This window comes from Nostoc sp., assembly GCF_036917535.1.
Classification (GTDB): domain Bacteria; phylum Cyanobacteriota; class Cyanobacteriia; order Cyanobacteriales; family Nostocaceae; genus Nostoc.
In genome coordinates, this window is record NZ_JBALDA010000100.1 from 22603 (window position 1) to 47985 (window position 25383).

General features: G+C 41.0%; 19 protein-coding genes and 1 pseudogene. 12 read left to right on the forward strand and 8 right to left on the reverse strand.

The genetic code is table 11. The features are described from left to right. Positions 1 to 782: 782 nt before the first annotated feature. Positions 783 to 1028 (reverse strand): hypothetical protein, encoded by a 246-nt coding sequence (locus V7K56_RS33550; RefSeq protein ID WP_334917919.1) that lies wholly within the window; start codon positions 1026 to 1028, stop codon positions 783 to 785. 103 nt (positions 1029 to 1131) lie between these two features. Here V7K56_RS33550 and V7K56_RS33555 point away from each other — a divergent pair, with 103 nt between their 5' ends. From V7K56_RS33555 to V7K56_RS33565, 3 genes and pseudogenes are all read left to right on the forward strand, one after another. Then, a complete protein-coding gene (locus V7K56_RS33555) occupies positions 1132 to 1656 on the forward strand; it encodes a plasmid pRiA4b ORF-3 family protein (protein ID WP_334917921.1) in 525 nt (174 codons plus the stop codon). 298 nt (positions 1657 to 1954) lie between these two features. After that, positions 1955 to 3880, forward strand: coding sequence for a S9 family peptidase (locus tag V7K56_RS33560; protein ID WP_334917923.1), 1926 nt, complete (start codon positions 1955 to 1957; stop codon positions 3878 to 3880). A 306-nt stretch (positions 3881 to 4186) separates the two neighbouring features. Then, a pseudogene (locus V7K56_RS33565) lies at positions 4187 to 4279 on the forward strand (hypothetical protein); the annotation flags it as partial. A gap of 154 nt (positions 4280 to 4433) precedes the next feature. Here V7K56_RS33565 and V7K56_RS33570 read toward each other — a convergent pair. Together V7K56_RS33570 and V7K56_RS33575 are read right to left on the reverse strand one after the other, a co-directional pair. Then, complete coding sequence (locus V7K56_RS33570; RefSeq protein ID WP_334917925.1) at positions 4434 to 4829, reverse strand: tetratricopeptide repeat protein; 396 nt, start codon at positions 4827 to 4829, stop codon at positions 4434 to 4436. 114 nt (positions 4830 to 4943) lie between these two features. After that, the gene (locus tag V7K56_RS33575; RefSeq protein ID WP_334917927.1) at positions 4944 to 5141 is read right to left on the reverse strand and encodes a hypothetical protein; all 198 of its coding nucleotides are present in this window, start codon (positions 5139 to 5141) and stop codon (positions 4944 to 4946) included. A gap of 574 nt (positions 5142 to 5715) precedes the next feature. Between V7K56_RS33575 and V7K56_RS33580 the strand changes: the two genes are divergently transcribed. Further along, positions 5716 to 6114, forward strand: coding sequence for a nuclear transport factor 2 family protein (locus tag V7K56_RS33580; protein ID WP_334917929.1), 399 nt, complete (start codon positions 5716 to 5718; stop codon positions 6112 to 6114). A 152-nt stretch (positions 6115 to 6266) separates the two neighbouring features. Here V7K56_RS33580 and V7K56_RS33585 read toward each other — a convergent pair whose 3' ends face one another. Continuing rightward, the gene (locus V7K56_RS33585; protein WP_334917931.1) at positions 6267 to 6884 is read right to left on the reverse strand and encodes an S-layer family protein; all 618 of its coding nucleotides are present in this window, start codon (positions 6882 to 6884) and stop codon (positions 6267 to 6269) included. Positions 6885 to 6894: 10 nt separating this feature from the next. Here V7K56_RS33585 and V7K56_RS33590 point away from each other — a divergent pair, with 10 nt between their 5' ends. The 5 genes from V7K56_RS33590 (at position 6895) to V7K56_RS33610 (ending at position 16637) form a co-directional block, all read left to right on the forward strand. Beyond that, on the forward strand, positions 6895 to 7044 hold the full coding sequence (locus tag V7K56_RS33590) for a hypothetical protein (protein WP_334917933.1): 150 nt from the start codon (positions 6895 to 6897) through the stop codon (positions 7042 to 7044). A 463-nt stretch (positions 7045 to 7507) separates the two neighbouring features. Further along, positions 7508 to 7933 (forward strand): GFA family protein, encoded by a 426-nt coding sequence (locus tag V7K56_RS33595; protein ID WP_334917935.1) that lies wholly within the window; start codon positions 7508 to 7510, stop codon positions 7931 to 7933. A 946-nt stretch (positions 7934 to 8879) separates the two neighbouring features. Then, the gene (locus V7K56_RS33600; RefSeq protein WP_334917937.1) at positions 8880 to 15179 is read left to right on the forward strand and encodes an ATP-binding sensor histidine kinase; all 6300 of its coding nucleotides are present in this window, start codon (positions 8880 to 8882) and stop codon (positions 15177 to 15179) included. A 307-nt stretch (positions 15180 to 15486) separates the two neighbouring features. Then, positions 15487 to 15690, forward strand: a complete 204-nt coding sequence (locus tag V7K56_RS33605) for a hypothetical protein (RefSeq protein WP_334918080.1) — start codon at positions 15487 to 15489, stop codon at positions 15688 to 15690. A gap of 230 nt (positions 15691 to 15920) precedes the next feature. Continuing rightward, positions 15921 to 16637: a pirin family protein gene (locus V7K56_RS33610; protein WP_334917939.1), complete on the forward strand. Its 717-nt coding sequence runs from the start codon at positions 15921 to 15923 to the stop codon at positions 16635 to 16637. 303 nt (positions 16638 to 16940) lie between these two features. Here the strand turns inward: V7K56_RS33610 and V7K56_RS33615 are convergent, their stop codons facing one another. The 3 genes from V7K56_RS33615 to V7K56_RS33625 form a co-directional block, all read right to left on the reverse strand. After that, positions 16941 to 18293 carry a serine/threonine-protein kinase gene (locus V7K56_RS33615; protein WP_334917941.1) on the reverse strand — a complete coding sequence of 451 codons (1353 nt, stop codon included), beginning with the start codon at positions 18291 to 18293 and terminating at the stop codon, positions 16941 to 16943. Between the two features lie 418 nt (positions 18294 to 18711). Then, complete coding sequence (locus tag V7K56_RS33620; protein WP_334917943.1) at positions 18712 to 22080, reverse strand: tetratricopeptide repeat protein; 3369 nt, start codon at positions 22078 to 22080, stop codon at positions 18712 to 18714. An 84-nt stretch (positions 22081 to 22164) separates the two neighbouring features. After that, positions 22165 to 22488 (reverse strand): hypothetical protein, encoded by a 324-nt coding sequence (locus tag V7K56_RS33625; RefSeq protein ID WP_334917945.1) that lies wholly within the window; start codon positions 22486 to 22488, stop codon positions 22165 to 22167. Positions 22489 to 22824: 336 nt separating this feature from the next. Between V7K56_RS33625 and V7K56_RS33630 the strand changes: the two genes are divergently transcribed. From V7K56_RS33630 to V7K56_RS33640, 3 genes are all read left to right on the forward strand, one after another. Then, positions 22825 to 23529 carry a mobilization protein gene (locus tag V7K56_RS33630; protein ID WP_334917947.1) on the forward strand — a complete coding sequence of 235 codons (705 nt, stop codon included), beginning with the start codon at positions 22825 to 22827 and terminating at the stop codon, positions 23527 to 23529. Between the two features lie 217 nt (positions 23530 to 23746). Continuing rightward, positions 23747 to 23947 carry a hypothetical protein gene (locus V7K56_RS33635; RefSeq protein WP_334917948.1) on the forward strand — a complete coding sequence of 67 codons (201 nt, stop codon included), beginning with the start codon at positions 23747 to 23749 and terminating at the stop codon, positions 23945 to 23947. 20 nt (positions 23948 to 23967) lie between these two features. Further along, positions 23968 to 24690, forward strand: a complete 723-nt coding sequence (locus V7K56_RS33640) for a class I SAM-dependent methyltransferase (protein WP_334917949.1) — start codon at positions 23968 to 23970, stop codon at positions 24688 to 24690. Positions 24691 to 24698: 8 nt separating this feature from the next. Here the strand turns inward: V7K56_RS33640 and V7K56_RS33645 are convergent, their stop codons facing one another. Continuing rightward, positions 24699 to 25256: a YidH family protein gene (locus V7K56_RS33645; protein ID WP_334917950.1), complete on the reverse strand. Its 558-nt coding sequence runs from the start codon at positions 25254 to 25256 to the stop codon at positions 24699 to 24701. Between the last annotated feature and the right edge of the window lie 127 nt (positions 25257 to 25383).

The window sequence follows — 25383 nt, forward strand, 5'->3', positions numbered from 1 at the left end:
TGCTGCTGAGAAAGGTTACGATTCACTCATAAAAACGTGCTGCCCTATGTAACGTCACCGGGGTATTCGATCCCAAATACCAAAACAGGTATGGAAAACCAAGAAAAATAGAGGTAGACCTATTAAAATCGCCGTTTCAAGATTTCAATAGGAACGTTGTTTTGCTTGGTATCAACGCAAATACCGTCGTCTAACCATTCATCAGGAACGACAAAAAGTATATTTTGATGCATTCATTAACCTTGCTACTATTTATATCTCGATTAAAAGAATCTTATTAGTGGGATACACTCATAAAACTACAAAGGCACAGAAATGGATTTCAGAAAATATTATCATTTCAGCTAGATATTTGATAGCTTTTTTATACTCTGTACAAATAAAAACAAGCTTCTATTTTGTCGAAGATTCCTGGCTAATTCAAAAAATACCCTACGCTTAAGAATAATTAGGGACTTCCAAAGATTAAATTGTCTTAAAAAATTAATTTCTAAGATATCTTTGCTGGTCTAGGGCGTGTTTTCTTGCCTCGTCATATACTTAGAAAAAGGCGATCGCTATATAGTTATGATCAACTGAGGAGACTTAAGTAACGAGCAGTGGGAGAGGTTAAAATCGTTACTACCATTAGAAAAACCGCGAATAGGCAAACCGAATCATGATTACCGTAGGGTTGTGAAGTTACGTCAATTTCATAACGACGAGATAATTCAGCTTTGCGCTGCTGGTGTCGTTCGGTTTTGGTTTTCGCCCTTTTGTCAAGGAGTTTCTTAAGTTCAGTGTTAGGAGAGTTCAAAAGCCGTTGCGATCGCCTGACATGATTTCAATGTGCTGGTATTTTTTAAATCGTGATCGCGCAATCGTCCATCATTACGGCGAGAGATTTTGGGATTGTAGAGCAGATATTCGTAGGGTAAAGTCCTGTAGAGCGATCGCACATTCACCTTGAAGATTTCTTCTTCAACCCCACTGCCTTGCAAGACAACTTTTGACAGATTTTCAACAAAGATAGGTAAACTGAGATTCAAGCCTCGCAATCGCTATCGTACTTTGACTTATCCCCAAATTGAGGATTTTCTCAAGTAAAATTTTAAAAACCGAATATTGATGATCTCAACCAAAGTAATGAATATGGCTAAAACTAAAAAATCAGAAAACATTACCAAAAAAGCGGTTAACCCTTCTTCAAATGCGCTATACCTGCTAGAGGTTTTTTTAATTGATGGCCCAATTACAGAGAAATTTGCAGCAGAAAATCCAGTGGTGTCTCGAACAATTGAGATCAAAGGTAGTAATACTTTAGCAGATCTGCATAAAATCATCTTTAAAGCATTCGACCGCCAAGATGAACATATGTACGAATTCCAAGTGGGAGGAAGTAGACCGCAAGATCCAAATGCAAGACGCTATTGCATAAAACAAGCATTTTCCAGTTCCGATTTTACACCAGCGCCTACAGGAGATGTATCTAGTACATCAATTGCGTCGTTGGGTTTATCTATTGATGATGCTTTTGGTTATTGGTTTGATTTTGGTGATGATTGGTGGCATCAGATCAATGTCATAAACATAAAAGACCTCGTTCAATCTGGTAAATATCCCAGAATTACTCAGCGAGTTGGAGCTAGTCCTCCGCAATATACAGATTTTGAGTAGAGTCTGGGGTTGATACAATCAAAGAGTTTCTTTCCACCCTCACTAGTGAGAGCGTTGGGGCATGATGCTGGAGTTTGACGATATAGATCCGACCAAGTTTGGTCAACTGATTGCAGCTGCTCTCAATTGGGTGAATTGTTGGGGTTGTGATCGCGATCGCTTTGGTTCAAGTTATTGAAATAGCTTAGTCAATCTGTGATTGCGTCCTAGTTTTTTCTAATTTTTGAGGTAAGTCGAACATTGGGCGATTAGAAGTTCGATAATGACATTAATTATTAAAACTAAGGAGCTTTAGCGCGTGATTCAACCAAAGGTAGCATCTTACGGTTCTTGGAAATCTCCCATCACAACAGATTTAATTACTGCACGTACAATTGGATTGGGGCAAATTGCTCTTGATGGTGAAGACGTTTATTGGAGCGAGTTCCGACCGTCTGAACAAGGTAGAACTGTAATCGTGAAACGGAATATCAATCATCAAATTCAGGATATCACTCCTGTCCCTTTCAATGTACGTACCCGTGTTCATGAATATGGCGGTAACTCTTTTTTCGTCGTTGATGGCACTGTTTACTTCAGTAATTTTGCAGATCAACGCCTCTATCGTCAGCAGATAAATACTGAACCACAAGCCATCACACCAGAAGCTGCTGTGCGTTATGCAGACGGAATTTTTGAGCGTCAACGTCACCGAATTATTTGTGTATCTGAGGATCACACTATTGCTGGTCGTGAGCCGATTAACACACTGGTGAGTTTAGGATTAGCAGGAGATAGCAAAACTTTAGTATCAGGAAACGACTTTTACGCTTCACCACGTCTTAGTCCTGATGGCTCTCGCTTGGCTTGGCTGGCTTGGAACCATCCAAATATGCCGTGGGATGGTACTCAACTGTGGGTAGGAGAACTTTTAGCAGATGGCAGTTTAGGTAATACTCAACAAATTGCAGGTGGTTTAAGCGAATCTATATTTCAGCCAGAGTGGTCTAGTGATAACAACTTATACTTTATTAGTGACCGTACTGGTTGGTGGAATCTCTATCGTTGGCAAGATGAAAATATTGAAGCATTGACACAAATGGAGGCAGAGTTCGGTTGTCCCTTGTGGGTGCTAGGCGCGTCAACGTATGGTTTTGAGTCAGCTAACCGTATGATCTGCACATATACACAACAAGGTATTTGGTACTTAGCCAGTCTTGACACAACAACAAGTCAATTGAAACTATTGCCAACTCCATATACAGAAATTAGTGGTGTCAAAGTAACCGCAGGAAAAGTAGTTTTTCGCGCCAGTTCTCCAACTGAGTTAACAGCTATTGTGCAACTTGATTTGGCTACTGAAAAATTAGAAGTGTTACGCCGCTCCAGTGATGTAACTATTGATCCTGGTTATCTTTCCCTTCCACAGTCAATTGAGTACCCGACAGCCAATGGTCAAACCGCCTATGCTATATTTTATCCACCCAAAAACCGTGATTACACTGCTCTTGAAACTGAAAAACCGCCTCTGATTGTCAAAAGTCACGGTGGCCCAACCGCAGCGGCTTCTAGTAACTTAAGTTTTATGATTCAATACTGGACTAGCCGGGGTATAGCAGTTCTAGATGTGAATTATGGTGGTAGTACAGGTTATGGACGAGAGTATCGTCAAAGATTAGATGGTCAGTGGGGAATTGTCGATGTTGATGATTGCGTCTTTGGTGCATTGTACCTTGTGAACATAGGGATAGTTGACGGCGAGCGTTTGGCAATTTCCGGTAGTAGTGCTGGTGGCTATACAACACTTTGTGCATTGACTTTCGGTAATACTTTCAAAGTTGGTGCCAGCTACTATGGAGTCAGTGACTTAGAAGCTTTAGCACGGGATACACACAAATTTGAATCGCGTTACTTGGAACGTTTAATTGGTGCTTATCCACAACAACGTCAGATTTATCAACAGCGCTCACCAATCAACCATACTGAGCGTCTTGCCTGCCCAATCATTTTTTTCCAGGGGCTAGAAGATAAAGTTGTTCCACCAAACCAAACCCAAGCAATGGTTACAGCCTTGCAGACTAAAGGTCTGCCAGTGGCTTATCTTCCCTTTGAAGGTGAGCAACATGGCTTTCGCAAAGCTGAAAACATCAAAAAATCACTCGAAGCTGAACTCTTTTTTTATTCACGTATTTTCTCCTTTGAACTTAGTGAGCCAATTGAACCAATAATTATTGAAAATACTTGACAATGCCTGATGAATTTCAATTTGTTCGCATTCTTCTAACACTTACTAAAATTTTTACTAATACCAATTTTCTAAAAGCCAGTTACAGATAACGCGGTCAAAATATATTGTCTTCTATCAACAGATGCAATAAATGATTTAGTTAATTTCCAATTTTCAGCGTAGAGAGCAGCACGTAAATCATCAAGATTTTTGGATAATAACCAATGAAGTTGGCGCTTAATATATTGCCAAACCTGCTCAATTGGAGGTTATCAAATTTTACTTAATTATCACGGTACAGAACAAAATTTTCAAAGCTTTTCCATCACAGATTTGTTGCAAGAACGGATACCAAAAGAAAAAATCCAAAATCGTATTGTCTTAATTGGTGCAATAGCTGAAAGTATTAATGACTTTTTTCAGACACCTTATAACAACCGCTTATTGGGGTCAACAAAACAAATGCCAGGAGTATTTTGTTCTTCTCCTTGTCGCTCAATTACTCGTAGGTCTGGCTGCACAGTTTTTCCACATACAACTACCAAAGACCATTCATAATTTTTACCTACAGTTAGCGGCGTTTTTTCTTTTGGTTGAGTGAAGCTAACAATGCTTCTAATTCAGTATGAGCGTCACCAATTGCGCTTGCTTGTTGATAAAATTCTAAGGCAGCTTTAAAATCTTCCCTAGCTCTAGCAGTATTTCCCAATCTTAATAAGGTTTCCCCGATATCTGTGGTAGAATTTACTTGCTTTGCGATCGCTAAACTTTGCGATAATACTTGTTGTGATCGCTCTAAATCTCCCACTACTTGCAGAGTTAGCCCCAAACTCCGCAATCCCCTGGCTTTTAGGAGATTATTAGATAAAACAGCAAGGTCTTGATTGATTTGTTCTAGTTGCCTTTGTGCCCGACGATACTTTCCTAAAGTTTGCAATGCTTGAGCTTGGTTAATCTGCGACAGCACAATCCCTGTTACATTCTTGAGGGAACGATAGATTTTCTCGGACTGCTGCCAAGTTTCTAAGGCTAATTCCGGTTGACCAGTGTTAAATTATAAACTTCTTTGGGTATTGATAACTTAGGCGTAAAGGAAGGAATCATCCACTGTTTTTAGGATATTCTGTGCGTAGGTGATTAGCGATCGCGCTACTTCCCACTTGCCTAAATCTTGATAAACAATAGCTAAATAGTTGTAACTTAATACTTGATAGTACTGCTGTTTACTTTGCTGAAATATTTGGGCTGTTTGTGAACAAATTTGTACAGCTTCTACCAACTTTCCTGCATCATAAAGTTGTTTTCCTTGTTCGAGTAGGGTGACTGGAATTGAGTTGGGGAAATAGAATACTGGGCAGTGGTTGGGAAAATAGTTGTTATTAAGAAAAAGAATAGTAAGCCTAAAATTATGTGATGATGAATACGCATAAATTGTTATAGTAATTTACAATTTATAATTCACAATTCGTAAGTTTGGCGTTGATTAATCATTTTGCAGTTTTGGGCATAGTAGTAAATTCAGTTTTTCATTACCTCGTTTGATAACTGAATTTACCTAGTAATGTTGCCCACTTTTTATAAAGTTATTCTCTCGTGACAATAATTTTTTCTCACATTTTAGCTGTCAAAAATTCTGTTTGATTATTATTCTTAATAAAATAGTTTTGAGTATTTTAACTGATTGACAAAAAACATTTTATCTTAACCTCTCACGGATGCTTTACTGGTCGCTTTTTTGCCAAAAGCGGCTCTCAAAGTGTTACCTGCTATTGAGCCATGCTCATTCGGTCTATCCACCCGCTGCGGGATCTTATGCAGAAGCGGTCTGTATAATAATTGTGAGGCCCAACTGCATGTCCTTCACCACACCTTTTATGCCAGATAAACCTGCACCAGAAATTGAACTGATACGCGCGGCGTACGCTGCCTTCAACGCGCGAGATATTGACGCTGCCCTCTCCACAATGACTCCTAATCTGGCTTGGCCGAAAGCGTTTAAAGGCGGTTATGTCCATGGACATCAAGCAGTCCGCGCTTACTGGACGGAGCAATGGTCTGAGATCAATCCGCACGTGGAGCCGATTGCCTTTTACCCGGAGGATGCTGGGCATATTTTAGTCGATGTGCATCAGGTTGTGCGTGACCTAGCTGGAACAGTTCTTTTTGATCAGCACCTTGGTCATCGTTATACCATTGAGCATGGCTTGATTCAAACCATGGAAATCTGTCCACCTCCATTGTCCGACCACTGAGCCTAACAAGGCGCTGCAACGAACGGCGGCGTAGTGTCTGTCGCAAAGAGGTTGCTTTCCGACGCAACGCTACAGGAACGCGCTATCTCACAATATGTTCTCCTGACTTTATAAAACAGGGATAAACTTTCCACCCGTCTGTAACATTGAGATCAGTTCTCACAATCACCTTTATTTCTGCTATAACTAAGCTTGACTTGGTTAATATTAGCTACCAATTCCACCTGTCCTTGTTGATTAACCGTCCATCCATTAGCTTCTAGTAGTGGTTGCTGTTTGGTATTTGATATTTCTCTATTGCTAATTTGCCCTGAAAGTTCATTTGGGGAATCTGCACCAGATCGCATATCCTGCAAAACTACCTGACCACGCAATACTTGGCGAGGGTCTTCTGGTAAACCTCCTCGTCCACTAATCACAAAATTTGCTTCTTCGTTGCTAGGGCAACCTGCCACAATTTGATTTTTAGGGTCGATAGGCACAGAAGGCAATTGAGTTAATCCTCTAGTAGGATCAACATCTGGAGTATTAATATCAACGATGCCATTGATGCCTAATTGAGAACTGGCGGTGATATCACTATTTGGAGTGAGTTTGTCATTAACTTGTAAGCCGAAAATACCTTGAGTCGTAATGTTGATATCTCCACCATTTCCTGCAAAAGCATTGGCGGTGATGTCGCTGTTTTCTTGAGGGACAGCAGTAATAAATTTACTATTAATATTGATATTGCCACCATTACCACCACCACTGTTTTCTGTTCCCGCCATTAGTGAGGATTTGAGAACTTGGGTTTATCAAAAATTGCGCTACTCCAGGATCTCTCTCGGTGGCGATCGCATTTTCATCGTTAATTTTGGCGTTAAAATTACCACCATTGAGAATAATACTGCGGTTGGGATTAATGATGAGCGATCGCCCCGCTTCTAAATTAAGATTATTTGCCCCAACGCCGTTCCTAAAGTGTTATCGGGTATTATTTGAGCGTTAGCTGGGTGAAAATCTGTAATAAAATAAGTAAATATATTACTAAAAAATAAAATTATATATATTTTTAAATACCAAGAGTATTGTCTAGGAATATTTATTACTTTCAACATGAGTCAACTTGTTTTTTATTCGTGGTAATGAAATTATGTCACTTTCAAGAACAATCTCTTTAATCTGGGTTAAAGCAGATGTTCTTGTGCAGAAATGCCCAACTGTTGCAGCAAGAGTTGGAGCTTGAAGCTAAACTATTAGCGGATAACCCAGAGTTAGCCGAGGCGATTCATATTGTTAATTTGCAGGAGATTTAAGCCCAGCAGCAAGGGCTATATAATGTTTTTGGGTTAGAAACACAATCAAAGTCTCAGAACGCTTGAAGCGCCTGCGTGGAATTGGAGAAAATAATATGTCTAACATGAGCATTGTAAAAGGTAGCTGCCTCTGTGGAGCGGTAAGCCTTTCTACAACTAGTATGAGTAAAAATGTGGGAGCGTGTCATTGTAGTATGTGTCGCAGTTGGGGCGGAGGGCCTCTATTAGCTATTAACTGTGAAAGTGATGTTAGCTTCTCTGGTGAAGAAAATATTGGGGTTTATCAATCGTCACAGTGGGCAGAACGTGGATTCTGTAAGCAGTGTGGTAGCCATCTATTTTATAAATTGAAACAAAATAACCAGTATTTCATTCCTGTTGGACTACTCCAGAATTGTGAAGGTCTTGTTCTCGATCATCAGGTATTCATTGATGAGAAACCAAAATATTACTGTTTTGCCAATGAAACTAAGAACCTGACAGGAGCAGAGATATTTGCACAGTTTGCACCTTCTGAATGAGTATTAAACAGTAGAGCTACTTTTATACCAGTTTGAGTTAAGTTGAGGCAAATGAGCGCACTGCTTCACTAAACAAAGCGCGATCGCTCTTAACCTTAGAACAATAACTTATTCCGCAACACCTTTGTCGGTGTTACTGAATCAAAATATGAATCATGCGTAGGCGTAGCCCGTCGTAGACATCGCCTCAATCAATAACTAGCAAATTGGGTTAATAATTATACCAAGAATGCTTGCAGCGTTAGCGTAGCGGCACGAAGTGCCGTATAAAACGTCCTTGTTTCAATTCCACCTTTTTAAGGGTGGGTTCCTCCTGCCTTGTTCTACGACACGCTACGCGATCTGCCTTTTGCCTCCTGAACACTGAGACTCGTTATTACATTTCTTCATTAAGTTTAACAGCCTAAGAATTTGCCGAGCGTATCCGTGGATATTGGGGTGTTAAGAATAAAGTCCACTATGTTCGAGATCTTTGCCAGGGCGAGGATGCATGGAGAATTCGCACTAACCCTCTGCCTCAAATTTTTACCATTGCTCGCAATTTTACACTCAATTTATACTGTGAACAGATGTTTAAAAATATGGTAAAAGTCCAACGACTCTGCTGTTTTGGTTTAGATATACTCAAACAACTTTTTAGAATGAAATAGCCTTGCCCTACCCCTACCCCCCACACCCTGTTGATTTCAATTCCTAAAACTACTGCTATATCTACTTTCTACACCTTCACTCTTTTGTTAAGAAAGATGTGACTAATGCATAGCTGTTTGATAATAACAAGAGCAAAAAATTTGAGTCTTTCATGTACCAGGGGCAAGTTATGCAAGCGTTGATGGGAATACTAGTAAAGTGTAGACGCGCTCTGCACGGCTTTTTAAAGTGTAGACGCGCTCTGCACTGCTTTTTAAAGAGAAGCAAAAAGCAACTTTTATCAAAATATATATAGATGGCTACTAAAAACCCCAGCCCAATCATTCCCGGATATCAAATTAGCTCTCAACTGTATGCAGGCTCTAAAACCAGAGTCTATCACGCTATTCGAGAGCAAGATAGACTCGCAGTCGTCATCAAACTTTTGACCTCAGCATATCCCAGCTTCAACGAATTACTACAATTTCGCAACCAATACACTATTAGCAAAAATCTCAACATTCCCGGAATCGTTCATCCCTTATCATTAGAACCCTATGGTAATGGTTATATTTTGGTAATGGAAGATACGGGAAGAGTAGCTTTACGAGAATACATTCAAACCACTACCCTCTCTCTGGTGGAACTTTTAACAATCGCCATTCAATTAACTGATATTCTCCACGATTTACACTACAACCGTGTTATCCACAAAGACATCAAACCCGCCAATATTCTGATTCATCCGCAAACGAAACAAGTTCAACTAATTGACTTTAGTATTGCCTCTCTCTTACCCAAAGAAACCCAAGAAATAAAAAATCCTAATGTGTTAGAAGGTACACTCGCTTATATTTCTCCCGAACAAACCGGAAGAATGAACCGAGGCATAGACTACCGTAGCGATTTTTATGCACTGGGTGTGACATTTTATGAATTATTAACCGGAGAGTTACCATTTATCTCGGATGACCCAATGAAATTGGTGCATTGTCATATCGCACAACAACCAGATCAATTCAAAATTCAAAATTCAAAATTCAAAATTCAAAATGACGCTCGCGGACTCGCTAACGCTGCGCTAACAAAATTCAAAATTCCGAAGTCGATTTCAGATATCGTGATGAAATTGATGGCGAAAAATGCCGAGGATAGATATCAAAGTGCGTTGGGATTAAAGTATGATTTAGCAACTTGTTTGGCGCAACTTAAAGATACAGGAGAAATTACGGATTTTGCCATTGGCAAGCAGGATATTTGCGATCGCTTCTTAATTCCCGAAAAACTTTATGGACGAGAGTCAGAAGTTACTACCTTGTTGCAAGCTTTTGAGCGTGTAGCCAATGGCACAGCAGAAATGATGCTGGTAGCGGGATTTTCTGGGATTGGTAAAACTGCCGTCGTCAATGAAGTCCACAAGCCGATTACCCGACAGCAGGGGTACTTTATTAAAGGTAAGTTCGATCAATTCAATCGCAATATTCCCTTCTCTGCTTTTGTCCAAGCTTTGCGCGATTTGATGGGGCAATTGTTGTCAGAATCTGATGCACAATTGGCCCAGTGGCAAAGCAAGATCCTCGAAGTTGTGGCAGACAATGGCCAAGTTATCATTGAGGTAATTCCAGAACTAGAGCGAGTAATTGGCAAACAACCGCTTGCGCCAGAATTATCGGGAACTGCGGCACAGAATCGGTTTAACTTATTATTCCAAAAGTTTATTGCTGTATTTACCACAGCAGAACACCCTTTAGTGATGTTTTTGGATGACTTACAGTGGGCAGATTTGGCTTCCCTACAGTTGATAAAATTGCTGATGGAGGATCGGCGTTATCTACTGTTGTTAGGGGCTTATCGAGATAATGAAGTACAAGCTGCCCACCCGTTTATCATGACGGTGGAGGAACTGAAGAAAGCTGGAAAGACTGTCAATACAATTACCCTTGCCTCTCTTACCTTAAGTGATACGAATCAGTTGGTTGCTGATACCTTGCATTGTGCGACTGAGCGATCGCTTCCTTTGACAGAATTAATCGATCGTAAGACTCAAGGTAATCCCTTTTTTATCACCCAGTTTCTCAAAAGCTTACACGAAGATGGGCAAATTACTTTTAATCGGCATCAAGGCTATTGGGAATGCGATATTGCCCAAATTAAGGCGCTATCTGTTACTGATGATGTGGTGGAATTTATTAGCCATCAGTTACAAAAATTACCTATGAAAACGCAAGATGTACTTAAATTAGCTGCTTGTATAGGCAACTCTTTTGATTTAACAACCTTGGCAATCGTTTCACAGCAGTCTCCAACCAATGTTGCGACAGCATTATGGAAAGCGTTGCAAGAGGGCTTGATTGTACCAACTAGCCAGACTTACAAGTTCTTTCAGGCAGAGAGTAGCGAACAAGCTGATTCCCAAACAGCGGTTGACGATCGCTGTGTCAATTTAACTTATCGCTTTCTGCATGATCGCGTCCAACAAGCTGCTTACAAGCTAATTGCGGAAGATTGCAAACAAGCAACTCATCTAGCGATCGGTCAATTATTACACGCTAGTACACCTGAAACTGAACTAGAAGCAAATATCTTTGAAATTGTCAATCACCTGAATATAGGCATTGACTTGCTGGTTCAGCCTGATAAAAAACTTGAGTTAGCCCAACTGAATCTAATCGCAGGACGCAAAGCAAAAGCAGCGATCGCCTATAATGCTGCCGTCAACTACTTCACCCAAGGCATTGATTTACTACCTTCTAATACCTGGACAGCACACTACGAATTGACCCTGAATTTGCATCACGAGCGTTTAGAAGCTGCCTGCCTGAATACAGACTTTGACAAGCTGGCAGCATGGGGTGATGTTATATTAAAATCTGCTGCTTCTTTGCTGGACACTATTAAAGTCCATGAAACCCGAATGATGGCATTCCGGTCTCAAGGTCAATTTACCAAGGTAATTGAAACTGGGTTGCAGGTGCTGAAATTACTCGGTGTGGAATTTCCCGAACAGCCGACTATGGCAGATATTGGCGCAGCAGCCCAACAAACACGGCAACTATGGATGGGGCGCGCACCCCTAAGTTTGCTAGATTTGCCTGCGATGAGCGATTTGCATCAACTTGCAGCCATGCAAATCTTGACAAAACTGGTGCCTTCTGCACACATTGCTGCACCTCCACTTTTACCACTACTGATCTTCAAGCAAGTTGAGATGTCCATCCAGTGTGGAAATTCGTCTATTTCCATTTTTTCCTATGCAGACTACGGATTGATTCTCTGTGGTGTCATGGGAGATATTGATGCCGGGTATGAATTTGGACAACTTTCATTAAAGTTACTAGAACAACACCAGATTAACGCCTTTAAAAGCAGGGCTTACTTTATTGTCAACAGCTTTATTCGACACTGGAAAGAACCTCTAGATCACACTATTCCATGTCTGCTGTCAGCTTACCACAATGGACTCGAAAACGGAGACTGGGAATGCGTGGCGCTGAACCTAGTGTCATATAGTCAGTGTAGCTATTGGAGTGGTCGAGAATTAAATGATTTGGCTGAGGAAATGGAGACTCATCGGCAAGTCATCAGCCAGGTCAAACAAGAAGCAACGATAAAATATCATAAATGCTACCAGCAAGCGATTCTCAATTTATTAGGACAAGCTGAAGTTCCCTATTGTTTACAGGGCAAAGTCTTCGATGCCGCCCAAATCTTGCCTAGCTTACAAGCTGCCAGCAATCACACGGGGTTATTCTATCTTCATCTCAATCAAGCTTTTCTCTGTTATTTGTTCGGAGAATACCAAGCAGCCTCACAACAAGCAGCCTTAGCAGAACAGTATAGCAATGCTGTAACTGGCTATTTCGTCGTAGTTGTCCGAGTTTTTTATGATGCTTTAATTCATCTAGCACGCTACATCGATGCTAACGCCCAAGAACAATCAGCTATTTTAGAGCGAATCAATGCTCATCAAGAAAAACTACAAACTTGGGCAACTCATGCTCCATTCAATCATCAACATCGTTGGCAACTTGTGGCAGCAGAACGCTATCGAGTACTTGGTCAATTTGTTGAGGCGATGGAAAATTACGATTTGGCTATTGCCCAAGCCAAAACACATGGTTATGTGCAAGAAGAAGCACTCAGCAATGAACTGGCAGCTAAATTTTACCTAAGTTGGGGCAAACCGAAGGTGGCAGCAGGCTATATGCAGGAAGCATACTACTGTTATGCTCGTTGGGGCGCAAAAGCCAAAACCGAGGATCTGGAAAACCGCTACCCCAATTTACTGCACCTGATTCTCCAGCAAGGAATACAACCTCTGAATGTGCTGGAAACATTATCACAGAACGCTACTCAGCTTTCGATTCATAGCTCGACTGATTTGAGCTGTTCCTCTAGCGCCAACATTAATGTTACCCTCGATTTTGCCGCTATCCTCAAAGCCTCTCAAAGCCTCTCTGGCACGATTCAACTGGATGAACTGCTGCACCAACTGACTCAAATTATTCTGCAACATTCAGGAGGCGATCGCTGTGCCTTAATCCTACCTAATAGTCAAGGAGGATGGGAGGTGAGAGCCATTGCCACAACCGAAAACACAAAACTGTGTTCCCAACCCCTAGAGGGCAATCCCGACTTACCCCTCAAGTTGATCCAGTACGTCAAAAACACCCAAGAAATTGTGGTAATTGATGAACTCAAAACTAATTTACCTGTAATTGATGAGTATTTACGTCAACGACAACCAAAAAGTTTGCTGTGCTTGCCAATTCTCAATCAAAGACATTTAATTGGGATTTTGTATTTGAAGAATCGCTCCACCAGTGGTGTATTTACGAGTAATCGCATCCTCATTCTCAATTTTCTTTGTACCCAAGCGGCGATTTCTCTGGAAAATGCCCGTCTTTATCAGGATTCACAAACCTATGCTCAACAGTTAGAACAATCTCTGGAAAAGTTACGGCTCAGTGAAGCCCGCTTTCAAAAACTGGCAGACAATATTCCTGGATTGATTTATCAAATCCGGATTAAAGCTGATGGTTCAGCTTCAGTACCCTACGTCAGTTCTGGGTGTCAAACTCTTTACGAAGTAGCACCAGAAGATGTGAAGTCAGGGAAATACAGTCTGCGTGATTTTGAACATCCCGACGACCGAGCAGAGGCTTTTCAAGCAGTTGTCGAGTCAGCGCAAAATCTTACCCCATTTCGACATGAGTGGCGCATTGTTACGCCCAATGGGAATATCAAATGGGTAAAAGCTGCTTCCCAGCCAGAACGTGGCGAGGATGGTGAAATGATATGGGATGGAATTCTAATTGATATTACTGATCGCAAACGTGCTGAACAAGAGCAACAGCAACTTTCGGAGATTTTGGCTGCTACCCCAGATATTGTTGGCATTGCAGATGCCAATGGCAATAGTCTCTATACTAATCCAGCTGGACGGAGATTTTGGCAGATTGCAGATAGTACTGCTGGATTTCACATTTCTAGAGTCACCCCACCTACAGCAATGGAATATCTGCAATCCGTCGCTATTCCCACCGCCATCCGCCAAGGAACTTGGAGCGGTGAGTCAGCCATTTTCGACTCCCAAGGCAATGAAATTCCTGTTTCTCAGGTGATCATTGCTCACAAAAATGCCGCTGACGAAGTTGAATATCTGGCAACTATCATTCGAGATATTAGCGATCGCAAACGTGCTGAAGCTGCAATTGAGCAAAAATCCCAGGAACTTGAAAAAGCTCTGCAAGAACTGCAACAAGCCCAACTACAAATGGTGCAAAATGAAAAAATGTCTGCTCTAGGTAACTTAGTTGCTGGGGTAGCCCATGAAATGAACAATCCTCTTGGCTTTATTTCTGCAAGTCTTATACAAGCTAAACCCACCTTGGCTGATATCACCGAACACCTCAAACTATATCAAAAAACTCTACCCAATCCCCAAGAGGAAATTAAAGACCATGCCCAAGAAATTGACTTGGATTATAGCTTAGAAGACTTGCCAAAGATGATCGATGCAATGATGATAGCTTGTGACAGATTAAAAAATATTAGCACCAGCTTAAGAACTTTCTCCCGTGCAGATAAAGATTATAAAGTACCATTTAACATCAATGAAGGTATTGATAGTACAATTTTAATTCTCAAACATCGCCTCAAAGCTAACGAACAACGTCCAGAAATTGTAGTAGGCACAGAGTACGCTAAATTATCGCCAATTCCATGTTTCCCTGGACAATTAAATCAAGTATTTATGAATATCTTAGCCAATGCTATTGATGCATTGGATGAGTCAAATACCGAGCGTAGTTTTAAGGAAATTCAAGTAAACCCTCATAAAATTATCATTAAAACTTCAATTGAAAATCACCACCTAAAAATATCAATTGCTGATAACGGTAAAGGAATGAGTGAAGATGTAAGAACACGTATATTTGACCATTTATTCACCACCAAAGCAGTTGGTAAAGGTACAGGATTAGGACTAGCTATTGCTCGGCAAATTGTAGAAGAAAAGCATGGTGGAAGAATTGAAGTCAATTCTGTATTAGGATCGGGAACGGAATTTGCAATTTTCATTCCAATTACAGATGAATTTATTAAAATTCATTAGTGAAACAATACCATTTTGTCAAGAGATAGCAATCCAATGGCTTCAAGAGATTACTTAGTGTACAAAAATCTTTTCTGGCACAGTTACCCCTACAGTTATAGCAGGAGGCAGGAGGCAGGAGGCAGAGGGCAGGAGGCAGGAGGCAGAAGGTAAAACTATTGCTAACTCTAGTATTCACCCCATCCTTATGTCCTAACCTGTGTGACTACGGCTATAACAAAATAGTTATAGCGCTATAAGGGGTAAAAGTAGCGAAGACACTGTTGGCGAATTCAGAAATGCCTATGCTCTTGTAGTTAATTCAGCAATGAAACGATTGAGAGCTTTAAGTGCCGCTTTGTATCCAGTGGCTTGCTTACCTAACTTCAGATCCAATAAAATGCGATCGCACCACGTCAAGATTACATTGATACCTTTCAAAGCTCTTAGTAGTACTTATGTCAAGCTTACCGTCTGCGATCGCTTATTTTTTCGGATACAACGAGGCAAGAAAACACGCCCTAGCAGCTAATCTTGTTGTGCAAAAATTTAAATTGTAGTAATTTAGTTTTGCAAAAGTGTATTTTATTCAATTAAAAATATCTGTGAAATTTCACAGTATCTTTTTGGTAAGTACAGCACTTTTTAGTGCGTACTTTTCATTTTATATGTATATACTCTACTATTTAAATAGTTACAAATTAGGTCTAATCAATCAGAACTCTAAATTCTTCTAAAAATAATTAACAACGAGGTAAATTTATGTCTCAAAATACAGTTACCCACTTAATTCACGATCGCAATTCCCGTGGTCACGTTAATATGGGCTGGCTTGATACTTATCACACATTTTCTTTCGGTAGTTTTTACGATCCTAACCGTATGGGATTTCGCTCTCTGCGGGTGATTAACGACGATCGCGGGGCCCCTGGTGCTGGATTCCCTATGCACGGTCATCGTGACATGGAAATCCTCACTTATGTCTTAGAAGGTGCAGTAGAGCATAAAGACAGCTTGGGTACTGGCTCGATAATTCATCCTGGTGATGTACAGATTATGAGTGCTGGTACTGGAATCAGCCACAGCGAATTTAATCCTTCGCCAACTGAACCACTTCATTTACTACAAATCTGGATTCTTCCCGAGCGAGAAGGGTTAGCACCAAGATATGAACAAAAAACTTTTCCTCTAGAAGAAAAGCGCGGCAAACTCCGCTTAATTGCTGCTAGAGATGGGCGTGATGGTGCTGTGACAATTTATCAAGATGTTGATTTATATACATCTGTTTTAGAGGATGGTGATGTTGTTAATTATCAAGTAAAACCTGGTCGTTATGCCTGGTTACAAGTAGCGCGAGGCATAGTTGACTTAAATGGTGAGGAACTCAGAGCCGGTGATGGTGTACAAATCAACGGTGAAGAACAGCTAGAAATTAGTACTAATATCGGCGGCGAAATCTTGCTTTTCGATTTAGGCTAATATCTCCTTTCTCTGTTAGAAGGCTCATTTAGATGAGCCTTTTACTGAGAATATTACGTTTACTAATTAAGTATGTTTGCGTGTTCCGTGAAGGCAAAGAAAATCACTGGAAATGCTAGTAGCATAAATGCGATTGCCACCAGCGAAAGTGGTTTGTGGCAATATGGATGCATTAGGGATTGGACTTTGGATAAATAGAAGGTGATTGATGACAGGGGATTCTTCAAAAAGGGCGATCGCGGAACATAAACTGTGCAATCTCTGCCCCCAAGTGAGGGCTATTTTTAGACAACATTATGAAAATTAGCAATTTGTTAATCTTTGTGCCACCGCGTCTATGTGTCGCCACCATTGAGTCCCACCAGCCCAAATACGCGAAGGTAAATGTCCTAGAGGAGATGAACTTTGAAAAAAGAATTGCCATTGGGGAGGAGAATTGACATTATATAAATGCCAACCAACGGCACTACAAAATCTGACATAATCACACTCAAGACTTTCGTATATTTGTTTCTGCACACTAAAACCAAAATGTCCTTGACTGTATTTAATCCACAACTGGTCAATTATCTGTAAATCTTCACAGGGTAGCTTGGCAATATCACTCATGAATAGATAGCTACCAGTTGGTTTTGAGATAGCTTGACACATCAATACCCAAGTTTCTTTATCTGCTAAGTGCCATTGTTTAGTGGCGAGTAAATCGCGCAGTCGATGATAGTCAACTCCTACTTCAGAATGCAGCTTATTAACTGACTGTTGTGGAACGATGTGGTCACAGAAATTTAATGCTTGCAAAACTTCCGTCGCTGATTTGTAACGTTGCAAGGTGGCATTTTGCAACAGCTTATCCAGAATTTTGCCGAGTTCTGGACTGATAGTATTCCCTGGTAATAGATAATCACGCCAGACCCAGCGATCGCAAGTCACATCAAACAAATCAAAAGGGGAAATATCAGTTAATAAATGAATGCAGGTGACACCTAAACTGTAAAGGTCACTGGCTGGTATTGCTTTTCCCCTAGTTTGTTCAGGAGCGATATATTCTGGACTACCTACAGTAGTTCCTGTTTGTAGTAAAGCTGTAGCGGTGATATGTTTGGCAACACCAAAATCAATTAAGATTAATTTCCCCTGGACAGAACTACGAATAATATTTGCTGGTTTGATATCCCGGTGAATAATTTGCAAGTCATGAATAAATTGCAACACTGGCAATAATTCTTTGAGTATTTGCTGAATTTTTTGTTCGTTAAAGACTCCATTTTCTTGCAATTCTTCTTTGAGCGTCTGTCCTGGAATCCATTCTTCCACTAGATACAGACGATTTTCTTGTTCAAAATACCCCAGCAGTTTTGGGATTTGTGGATGTTGCAATTCATCAAGACGCATTGCTTCCTGACGAAATAATTTCATTGCTTGATAGGAGTTGCGACCAGATGAAGCAGGAAAATTAAATTGTTTGATGATGCATTTAGGTTGGGAGGGAAATTGCTCATCCACAGCTAAGAATGTTATGCCAAACCCACCATGCCCAACTTGTCGCCATAAATGATAACGGTGATTGAGCAGAAGTTGTTCGCCACATTTGAGACAAACTTTAGTTGTCTGGGGGTTGTGGCTATATAAACAGCCAATATTAGGACAGAGTTTCATAACTCGCTGTTCTCTTGGGATAGTCCATCATAATCTCTGTCTGAAAAAATCCAGTTTAATTTCAGCGATCGCAATCTCTGACAACCAAGCCACAAGTCTAAAAAACTGGTGAGCGAGTATCAAAGACTCATCCACGAGTATTAAAGACTCGCTCACGAGTATCATAGACTCTCGCGTGAGTATAAAAGACTCTCGCGCGAGTATTAAAGACTCGTTCGTGAATATCAAAGACTCTTGCGTGAATATCAAATACTCGCTCACGAATATCAAAGACTCTCGCGTGAATATCAAATACTCGTGGATGAGTCAGCTTAACGCAAAATAGACGGATTGCTTATAACAATTCTTCAAAATAGGCGATCGCTGCCAACCTGAAAAGCCAAATTCAATTCCAACTTTCTTAATTACGAACTACAAATTACGAATTACGAATTAAATCTTCCACTCTCGCTACCATTTGCCTAACTTCCTCAGCATCAGAAGATTGGATATGCTGCAATATCTCCAAGGATTGCTGTAAACGAGCAAGTGCCATGTCAAAGTTTTCCTGTTTTGTCAACAGTCGCCCTAACATTCCCAGTGTCGCGGCTTTCCCTGGAATATCATCAATGCTTTCTTGGAGTTCCAATAATTGCTCGTATAAGATAATTGCTTCTTTAACTTTACCCTGTCTAGCCTTAATAAATGCCATATTAGTAAGTGTTGTTGCCTGACCCTTAACATTTTTGAGGCTTTTTGTTATTTCAAAAGAGCGTTTAAAATATGCAATTGCTTTGTCAAATTGATCTTGTTTACCGTAGATAAATGCAATGCTATTTAATGTTACGGCTTTTTCATGGATATAACCATTATTTTCTTCAATTATTAGAAGTTCATCTAGAATAATAATTGCGTCTTTATGCTTACCTTGCATATCATAGATATTTGCAAGATTAAGGGCAGTTACTACCTGACCTTGAACATTACCGATATTTTTATAGATTCCGAATGATTCCTGAAGATATGTTATGGCTTCTTGAAGTTTACGTTGATTGACATAGATAGTAGCTATGGTATTCAAGGTCGTTGCCTTGCCTGGTAAATTATCGAGGCGTTCGTCTATTTCAGTAACCTGCTGTAGATAGGTGATGGCTTTGTCAGACTGTCCCTGGCTGGCATAGATAGTAGCTAGATCGTGCAAGGTAGCAGCCTGCCCCTTAAAATCACCGAGACGTTTTGTAATTTCCAAAGACTGCTCAAAAAGATTGGTAGCTATTGGAACTTGACCTTGCTGACCATATATTTCTGCCAAATTATGAAGAATTGCTGCTTTATTTTTTTCATCTTCGACAGGACACCGACTCAAAGCTTGTTTATAGTCTTTAAGTGCTAGTTCGATTTCACCAAGTTCTTTTTCAGAACGGGCTAGTTGATGAAATATATGATAGTTGTCGGTGATTTTTAAAGTAATTTGACAAATCTTAGTTGCTTGGCGAAATTGGCTGAGATTAATCCATGTTCTTGCAAGCACAGTTGTAACATCAATAGCAATTTTTTCTGCTTTACCTCTGTATGCTAGCCGATGAATTTCTAACCCTCGTTCTTCTGTGGATTTCTCTGCCTCCTCCCACCAAAGGCGATACAACACCTCAGTCGCTTGTTTATGCAAAGCTTCCCCATCTCTCGGTAACTGCACAGGTAAAATACGCGGCACTCGTAACGCTTGATCGTGACTCACTTCCAACAGTCCCAACGCCACTGCCCGATTAATATAATGTTCTAAATTGGGGATATTCTCACAAACTGCGGCTAAAGCTTCCCTTGGAACTGGTAACTCAAACACCAAACCCCGTGACAACATCTCCCGCATGGTTGTATCCATCTGTTCCAGCAGCGCCTCTGCTAAAACTTGCTCTCGCAACTCCACCGGATCTGCTGCTAACCGATTCAAAATTGCCGCCACATCAACTGTTGTATTTTGCAAAATCTTATTCAACCATTCCAGCAAGCGGGGATTACCATCCGCCAACTTCTGCGCCTGGAATTTTAACGCCTCATCCACCTGAGATTTAGCACTAAAGGCAGTGAGGCGACTAAACTTTTTTTGCAAATCTGCACCTTGCAGTGCATCTAACGGCTGCTTGTGGAAATACTGCAACTGAGTAAATTCAAAATCGTAACGGCAGGTAATGATGATGCGGTGGGAAGTGAAATTTTCTCTAATTGCCCAAACTAAAGCTTTCATTACCTCTGCTGCTTCTGATTGCAGCACATAACTCTCATTGCGGGTTTCCAAATTCACTTCAAAGTCATCCAGTACCAACAAAAACAGCTTTGCAGCATCATGCAACTGCTGGAAAACTCGCCTCAGCCGATATTTCAATTCTTCATCGTAATTTTGTAGGCTTTTGCGTTGTTCGTTGTCATCTAACTTTTCCGCCAAGCGACTCACTAAACTAGCTTCATCAATTCTCCCCACCCAGACAACACGCTCAAAATTCGGCAGTCTGTCACACAGCCTAGCTGCTAAACTACTTTTACCCAAACCGCCCATTCCATAAATCAAGACCCCTACCCCCCCTGTGTCCCCCCCTTGGTAAGGGTGGGATAGCAAACCTTGACTCAGCACCCGTAAACAATTTTGCAATTGACGGCGACGACCAACAAAACTCTCCCGTGTCGGGACTTTCACCTTACCCGCAGGATCTAAAAACTGGGTAGAAACAGAAAGCGGTGGTGCTGGTTTACGTTCACGAGTCCGCAAAGGTGTGACTAATGAACTTGGTAAATTACCTCCTGCATAAAGACGCAATAAATGCCAATCACGCGCCTCGTTCTTAATTAATGCTTGGTATGTACAAGCAACAGCTTCAGTGATTTGTTTTCCGGCTGACAATTCCTGATATAGTGCGGCAGCTGCGGCTGTTGCATCAGAATCTAAAACCTTTTGACCCCAACCCAAAACTGCTTTTGCACCCGATTTGAGCAATTCTTCAGCCATTGACGGCACAGATTCCGAATCGCCTGCTTGTCCAGTGCGACAACCAGAGAGGAAGATCAGTTTAGGCACTCGAAATTGTAATTCTTGAGCTATATTCCTAGCACTTGTATAGAAAGCTTCACCGATTTCGGTTTCTGTAATAAAGCGGGGTTGCCCATCTTGTAAAGTAGCATGACCCGTCAAGTGTAAAACGTCAAAATAATCCCCGTCGTAACAATCGACTAAATAACCCAACTCCGACAAACAGCCGCTTTCTTCCACCGTCAGCGCTAAAGGTTGCCGCTTTGTCGCCTCCAAAATCCGTGCTTCCTCTCCCTCAAAATCCAGCACAGGTTTGACATCCAAGGGCGAAGTTGCCATAAACAAAACTTGCAGCGCCCGGTTTTCAGGTTCCCCGTCAATAGTTAATTTTTTTACCGCGCTATTGGACACCCAGCGCACGGGGACAACAGCCGGGACTCGCTCAACCAAAAAGCTAACGCCATCGTGCAGCACTTCCCAAGGCAGATGGGCAAGTTTTTCTGTTGCAGTGATCGCCAACACAATCCCCTCACGCCGATACTTATCTAGTAAGGGTTGCAGCCAGCGATCGCTCCCATCCAACCAGTTATACAACCGCCGTCCAGTTATCGTATAATCCTCTGGGAAAAACGAAACGTAATAATCTCGTTCCGCCAACTCAATCAAATCGGTGATTTCTAATAGAGGAAGCGATCGCTTTTCATACTGATTTGGATTATCAATAAAGTAACGTAACTCTACGTAATTATCATCAACTGGTTTGAGGTCGAGGTGGAGGGTTTGCACGTTCTCAATCTTGAGACTTCAGTATTTACCCCAAGTCTACCACCCCCAATTCCGTAACAACAGACGCAATTAATCGCGTCTCTACTATTCTAAAATTTGGCGAATCTGTTCCAGGGTTGCATCCTCTAAAAGAAGTCGCCTGCCATTGCGCCCGACAATCAACACCTTTTCAATTCTTTTACCAGACTGCTTGGCTTTATACTCTTGATACCACTTGCGAATTTGTTCAGCAATAGCGATCGCACCCCCAACAATACCAACGATGGTAGCAACTGTTGCGGTTACTCCTTCTCTTTCCGGTGCATCTGAACTCACTGCATAGTTACCAGATATACCAGAAATTGCCAAAAGCGCCTCTGTTGCTGCGATCGCATCTTTACCCTCAATCACCAACTGAATTTCTGCCATAGTGTTGCTCTGCAAGTAACTCCAGGCATATTTTAAACAACATCCCAAGGCAGTTTCTTCTAAAAATTCCTAATTCTTGTCGTAAAGAATGTCTGAAAACCTAAATTTTCGGTTTTTAGTTCTCAATCAACTTATAACAAGGGGCTTAAGCCCCTTGTTTTGTCTTAGTCAACGCAGACGGACTTTGCATGTGTAAAATGAGACTGTTGCAAAACAATATCCAAATCACGGTTATACTTTCTCATAAAACCACCAAAATACTTGGGGGCAATGGCCAAAAAGTTCTTAGTTTGGGAAAGATGTATCAGACTTTAATAACTATTAGAGGTGGCTGTAATGCCGACGATTCATTTTGTGGATGGTGAAAAAGGCGGGGTAGGAAAGTCTCTCTTTGCTAGGACAATGATTCAGTATTGTCTGGATAAGAGAATCCCATTTGTACCAGTGGAGACAGATAGATCGAATCCAGATGTAGCAGGGGTATATAAGGAAATATGTAAATATGCTGTGTTTAGTGAGAATGAACGACAGGCAAACAAGGCAGATAGAATATTTGAGTGGGCGATAGAGAAGCCAGTAATTGTGAATTTAGCCGCACAATCGCATAGAGCAGTACAAGAGTGGATTGAATCTAATCAATTACTTGAACTAGGAAGTTCGCAGGGAGTGATGTTTTGCAAATGGTTTGTATCGACAGGAGGATACGACAGCATTAACCTGTTTAATCAGTCAGTGAATACTTACGGTGAGAAAATCCCTCATATTCTGGTGAGGAATTTAGGGCTGTGTGATGATTGGGAGCATCTAGACTTAGACTCCAACTATCAGAACATAGTCAATAAATATCACATAAAAGTTATGGATTTTCCGAAGTTAGCATACAGAGAAAGAAACATAATTGACCAAAATCGCCTGACGTTTGCAGAAGCTAGAGAGTACAAAGAATTTGGGATAATTGGGAAACAGAGAATAGTGAATTTTCTAAAGCTTGCTTATGGTGCTTTTGAGAAAGTAGGTATCTGGTATGAAAAAGTTGAGTAGCAGTCATTAGTCATTGGTCACGCCCCTTTGAGGAAGTCAAAAATCAAAAATCACGCATTCAAAAGTAACCCCATCAGTCGCTTCGCTCAAAGTCAAAAATCACGCATTCAAAAGTCAAAAGTAAGAATTATTTAATTATTTTTAACTTCTGAATTTTGACTTTTGACTTCCCCCGTTGGCGCAGCCTCTCCAAGAGTTGTATTGGTCATTAGTACCAATGAATTCGGACAAACCTTATACCAATTTGCAATCATATGTAGTATTTCTCCCCCTGCCTCCCCTGTTTCCCCTACTCCCCGTGCCTGCCAAAACTAATATTTATGAACGCAACTCGGTATTAGCAGGAGATTGGATGGGGGTGCGATGGCGTAACCGCCGCCGTAGGCGATCGCTTGGCGAATTTGACTACAATCCTTAGAAAGAGTAGCAAAAATCTAAATGTCTAAAAAGCCTGATTCGCAGTTTCAAAATCTCTTTAGTTCACCCAAATCAACCAACTGGGACGAAAGATTAGCCCAAATAGCCTATCGCTTTAACCGAGAATATCAACGTGAAACCTTTGAACTTCCAGCAGAAGTACAGGCGATGCCGATATTCGGCGAGTGGATTGCTGGAAGTTTTTCAGGGAGAATTGCTTCCCCTTTTTGGGAAATTGCTAAACCTCAAAAAAACCAACACTGTATAGATATTGGCTGTGGTATCAGCTTTTTAATCTATCCTTGGCGGGATTGGCAAGCATTTTTTCATGGGCAAGAAATTAGTAATGTGGCACGCGATACCCTGAATTCTCGCGGCCCACAGTTGAATTCTAAGCTGTTCAAAGGTGTTGAGTTGGGAGCAGCTCATCAGTTAAACTATTCATCAGAGCAGTTTGATTTAGCGATCGCCACAGGATTTAGCTGCTATTTTCCCCTTGAATATTGGGATGCTGTACTAGCAGAAGTCAAGCGGGTGTTAAAACCAGGTGGACATTTTGTATTTGACGTTCTCAATCCAGAACAGCCTTTAGCAGAAGATTGGGCAGTTTTGGAAACCTATTTAGGGGCTGAAGTGTTTTTAGAACCTTTGCCTAAGTGGGAAAAAACAATTAAAGCCGCTGGTGCTAAAGTAGTAACGCATAAATCAGGAGAATTATTCGAGTTGTATAAGGTGCGATTTTAAAAATCTTATTACTCAGGGATAAGTGGACTCATTGGATCTAAAGAAGTGGTAAAAACAAAATAGATTACCCCAGCGCCGAGAATCATCACGGCGAGACTGAACAGTAACACCCATCGGTCTGTTGGTTCGTAAGTATCTTCTTCGATATCACGACGAACGGCAAAATAGTGTCCTGTTGAGAGCCACACCGTAATTAAACCCACCAGCGAGAAGACTAAACCTAACTTCCAGCCGTTACCAGGACGGGGTATCAAAGGTACTTGGAAGGCACGCAAACGCACGATGACGACACCAAAACCTAAAAGAGCGATCCCTGTCCGCATCCAAGCGAGGTAGGTACGCTCATTTGCCAAGTGATCTCGAATTCTGGACGGATTTAGTCGTCCTGGCTTTTTTTTATCTTTATCTTCTTCTGTAGGTTTCAATTTTAACTGCATCAATAACACCCTTATTACCAAAGCGGCTTTTCTCAAAAAAATGCGGAGGTAGTAAGAAATCTCTTTCCAGATGACTTGCACCCAGCGCAATAGTTGCGCTACTGAAATATGCTTGTTGTAATTGTGCATTTTTCCAAAATTTATTTTAATGCAGATATCGAAATAAAACAAGCCTGACCGAATAATTCGGAACTGATAATTGATGTTATGGAGCAACTATAAGTAATAAAATTCATAAAAAAACAGCCAAGATCAG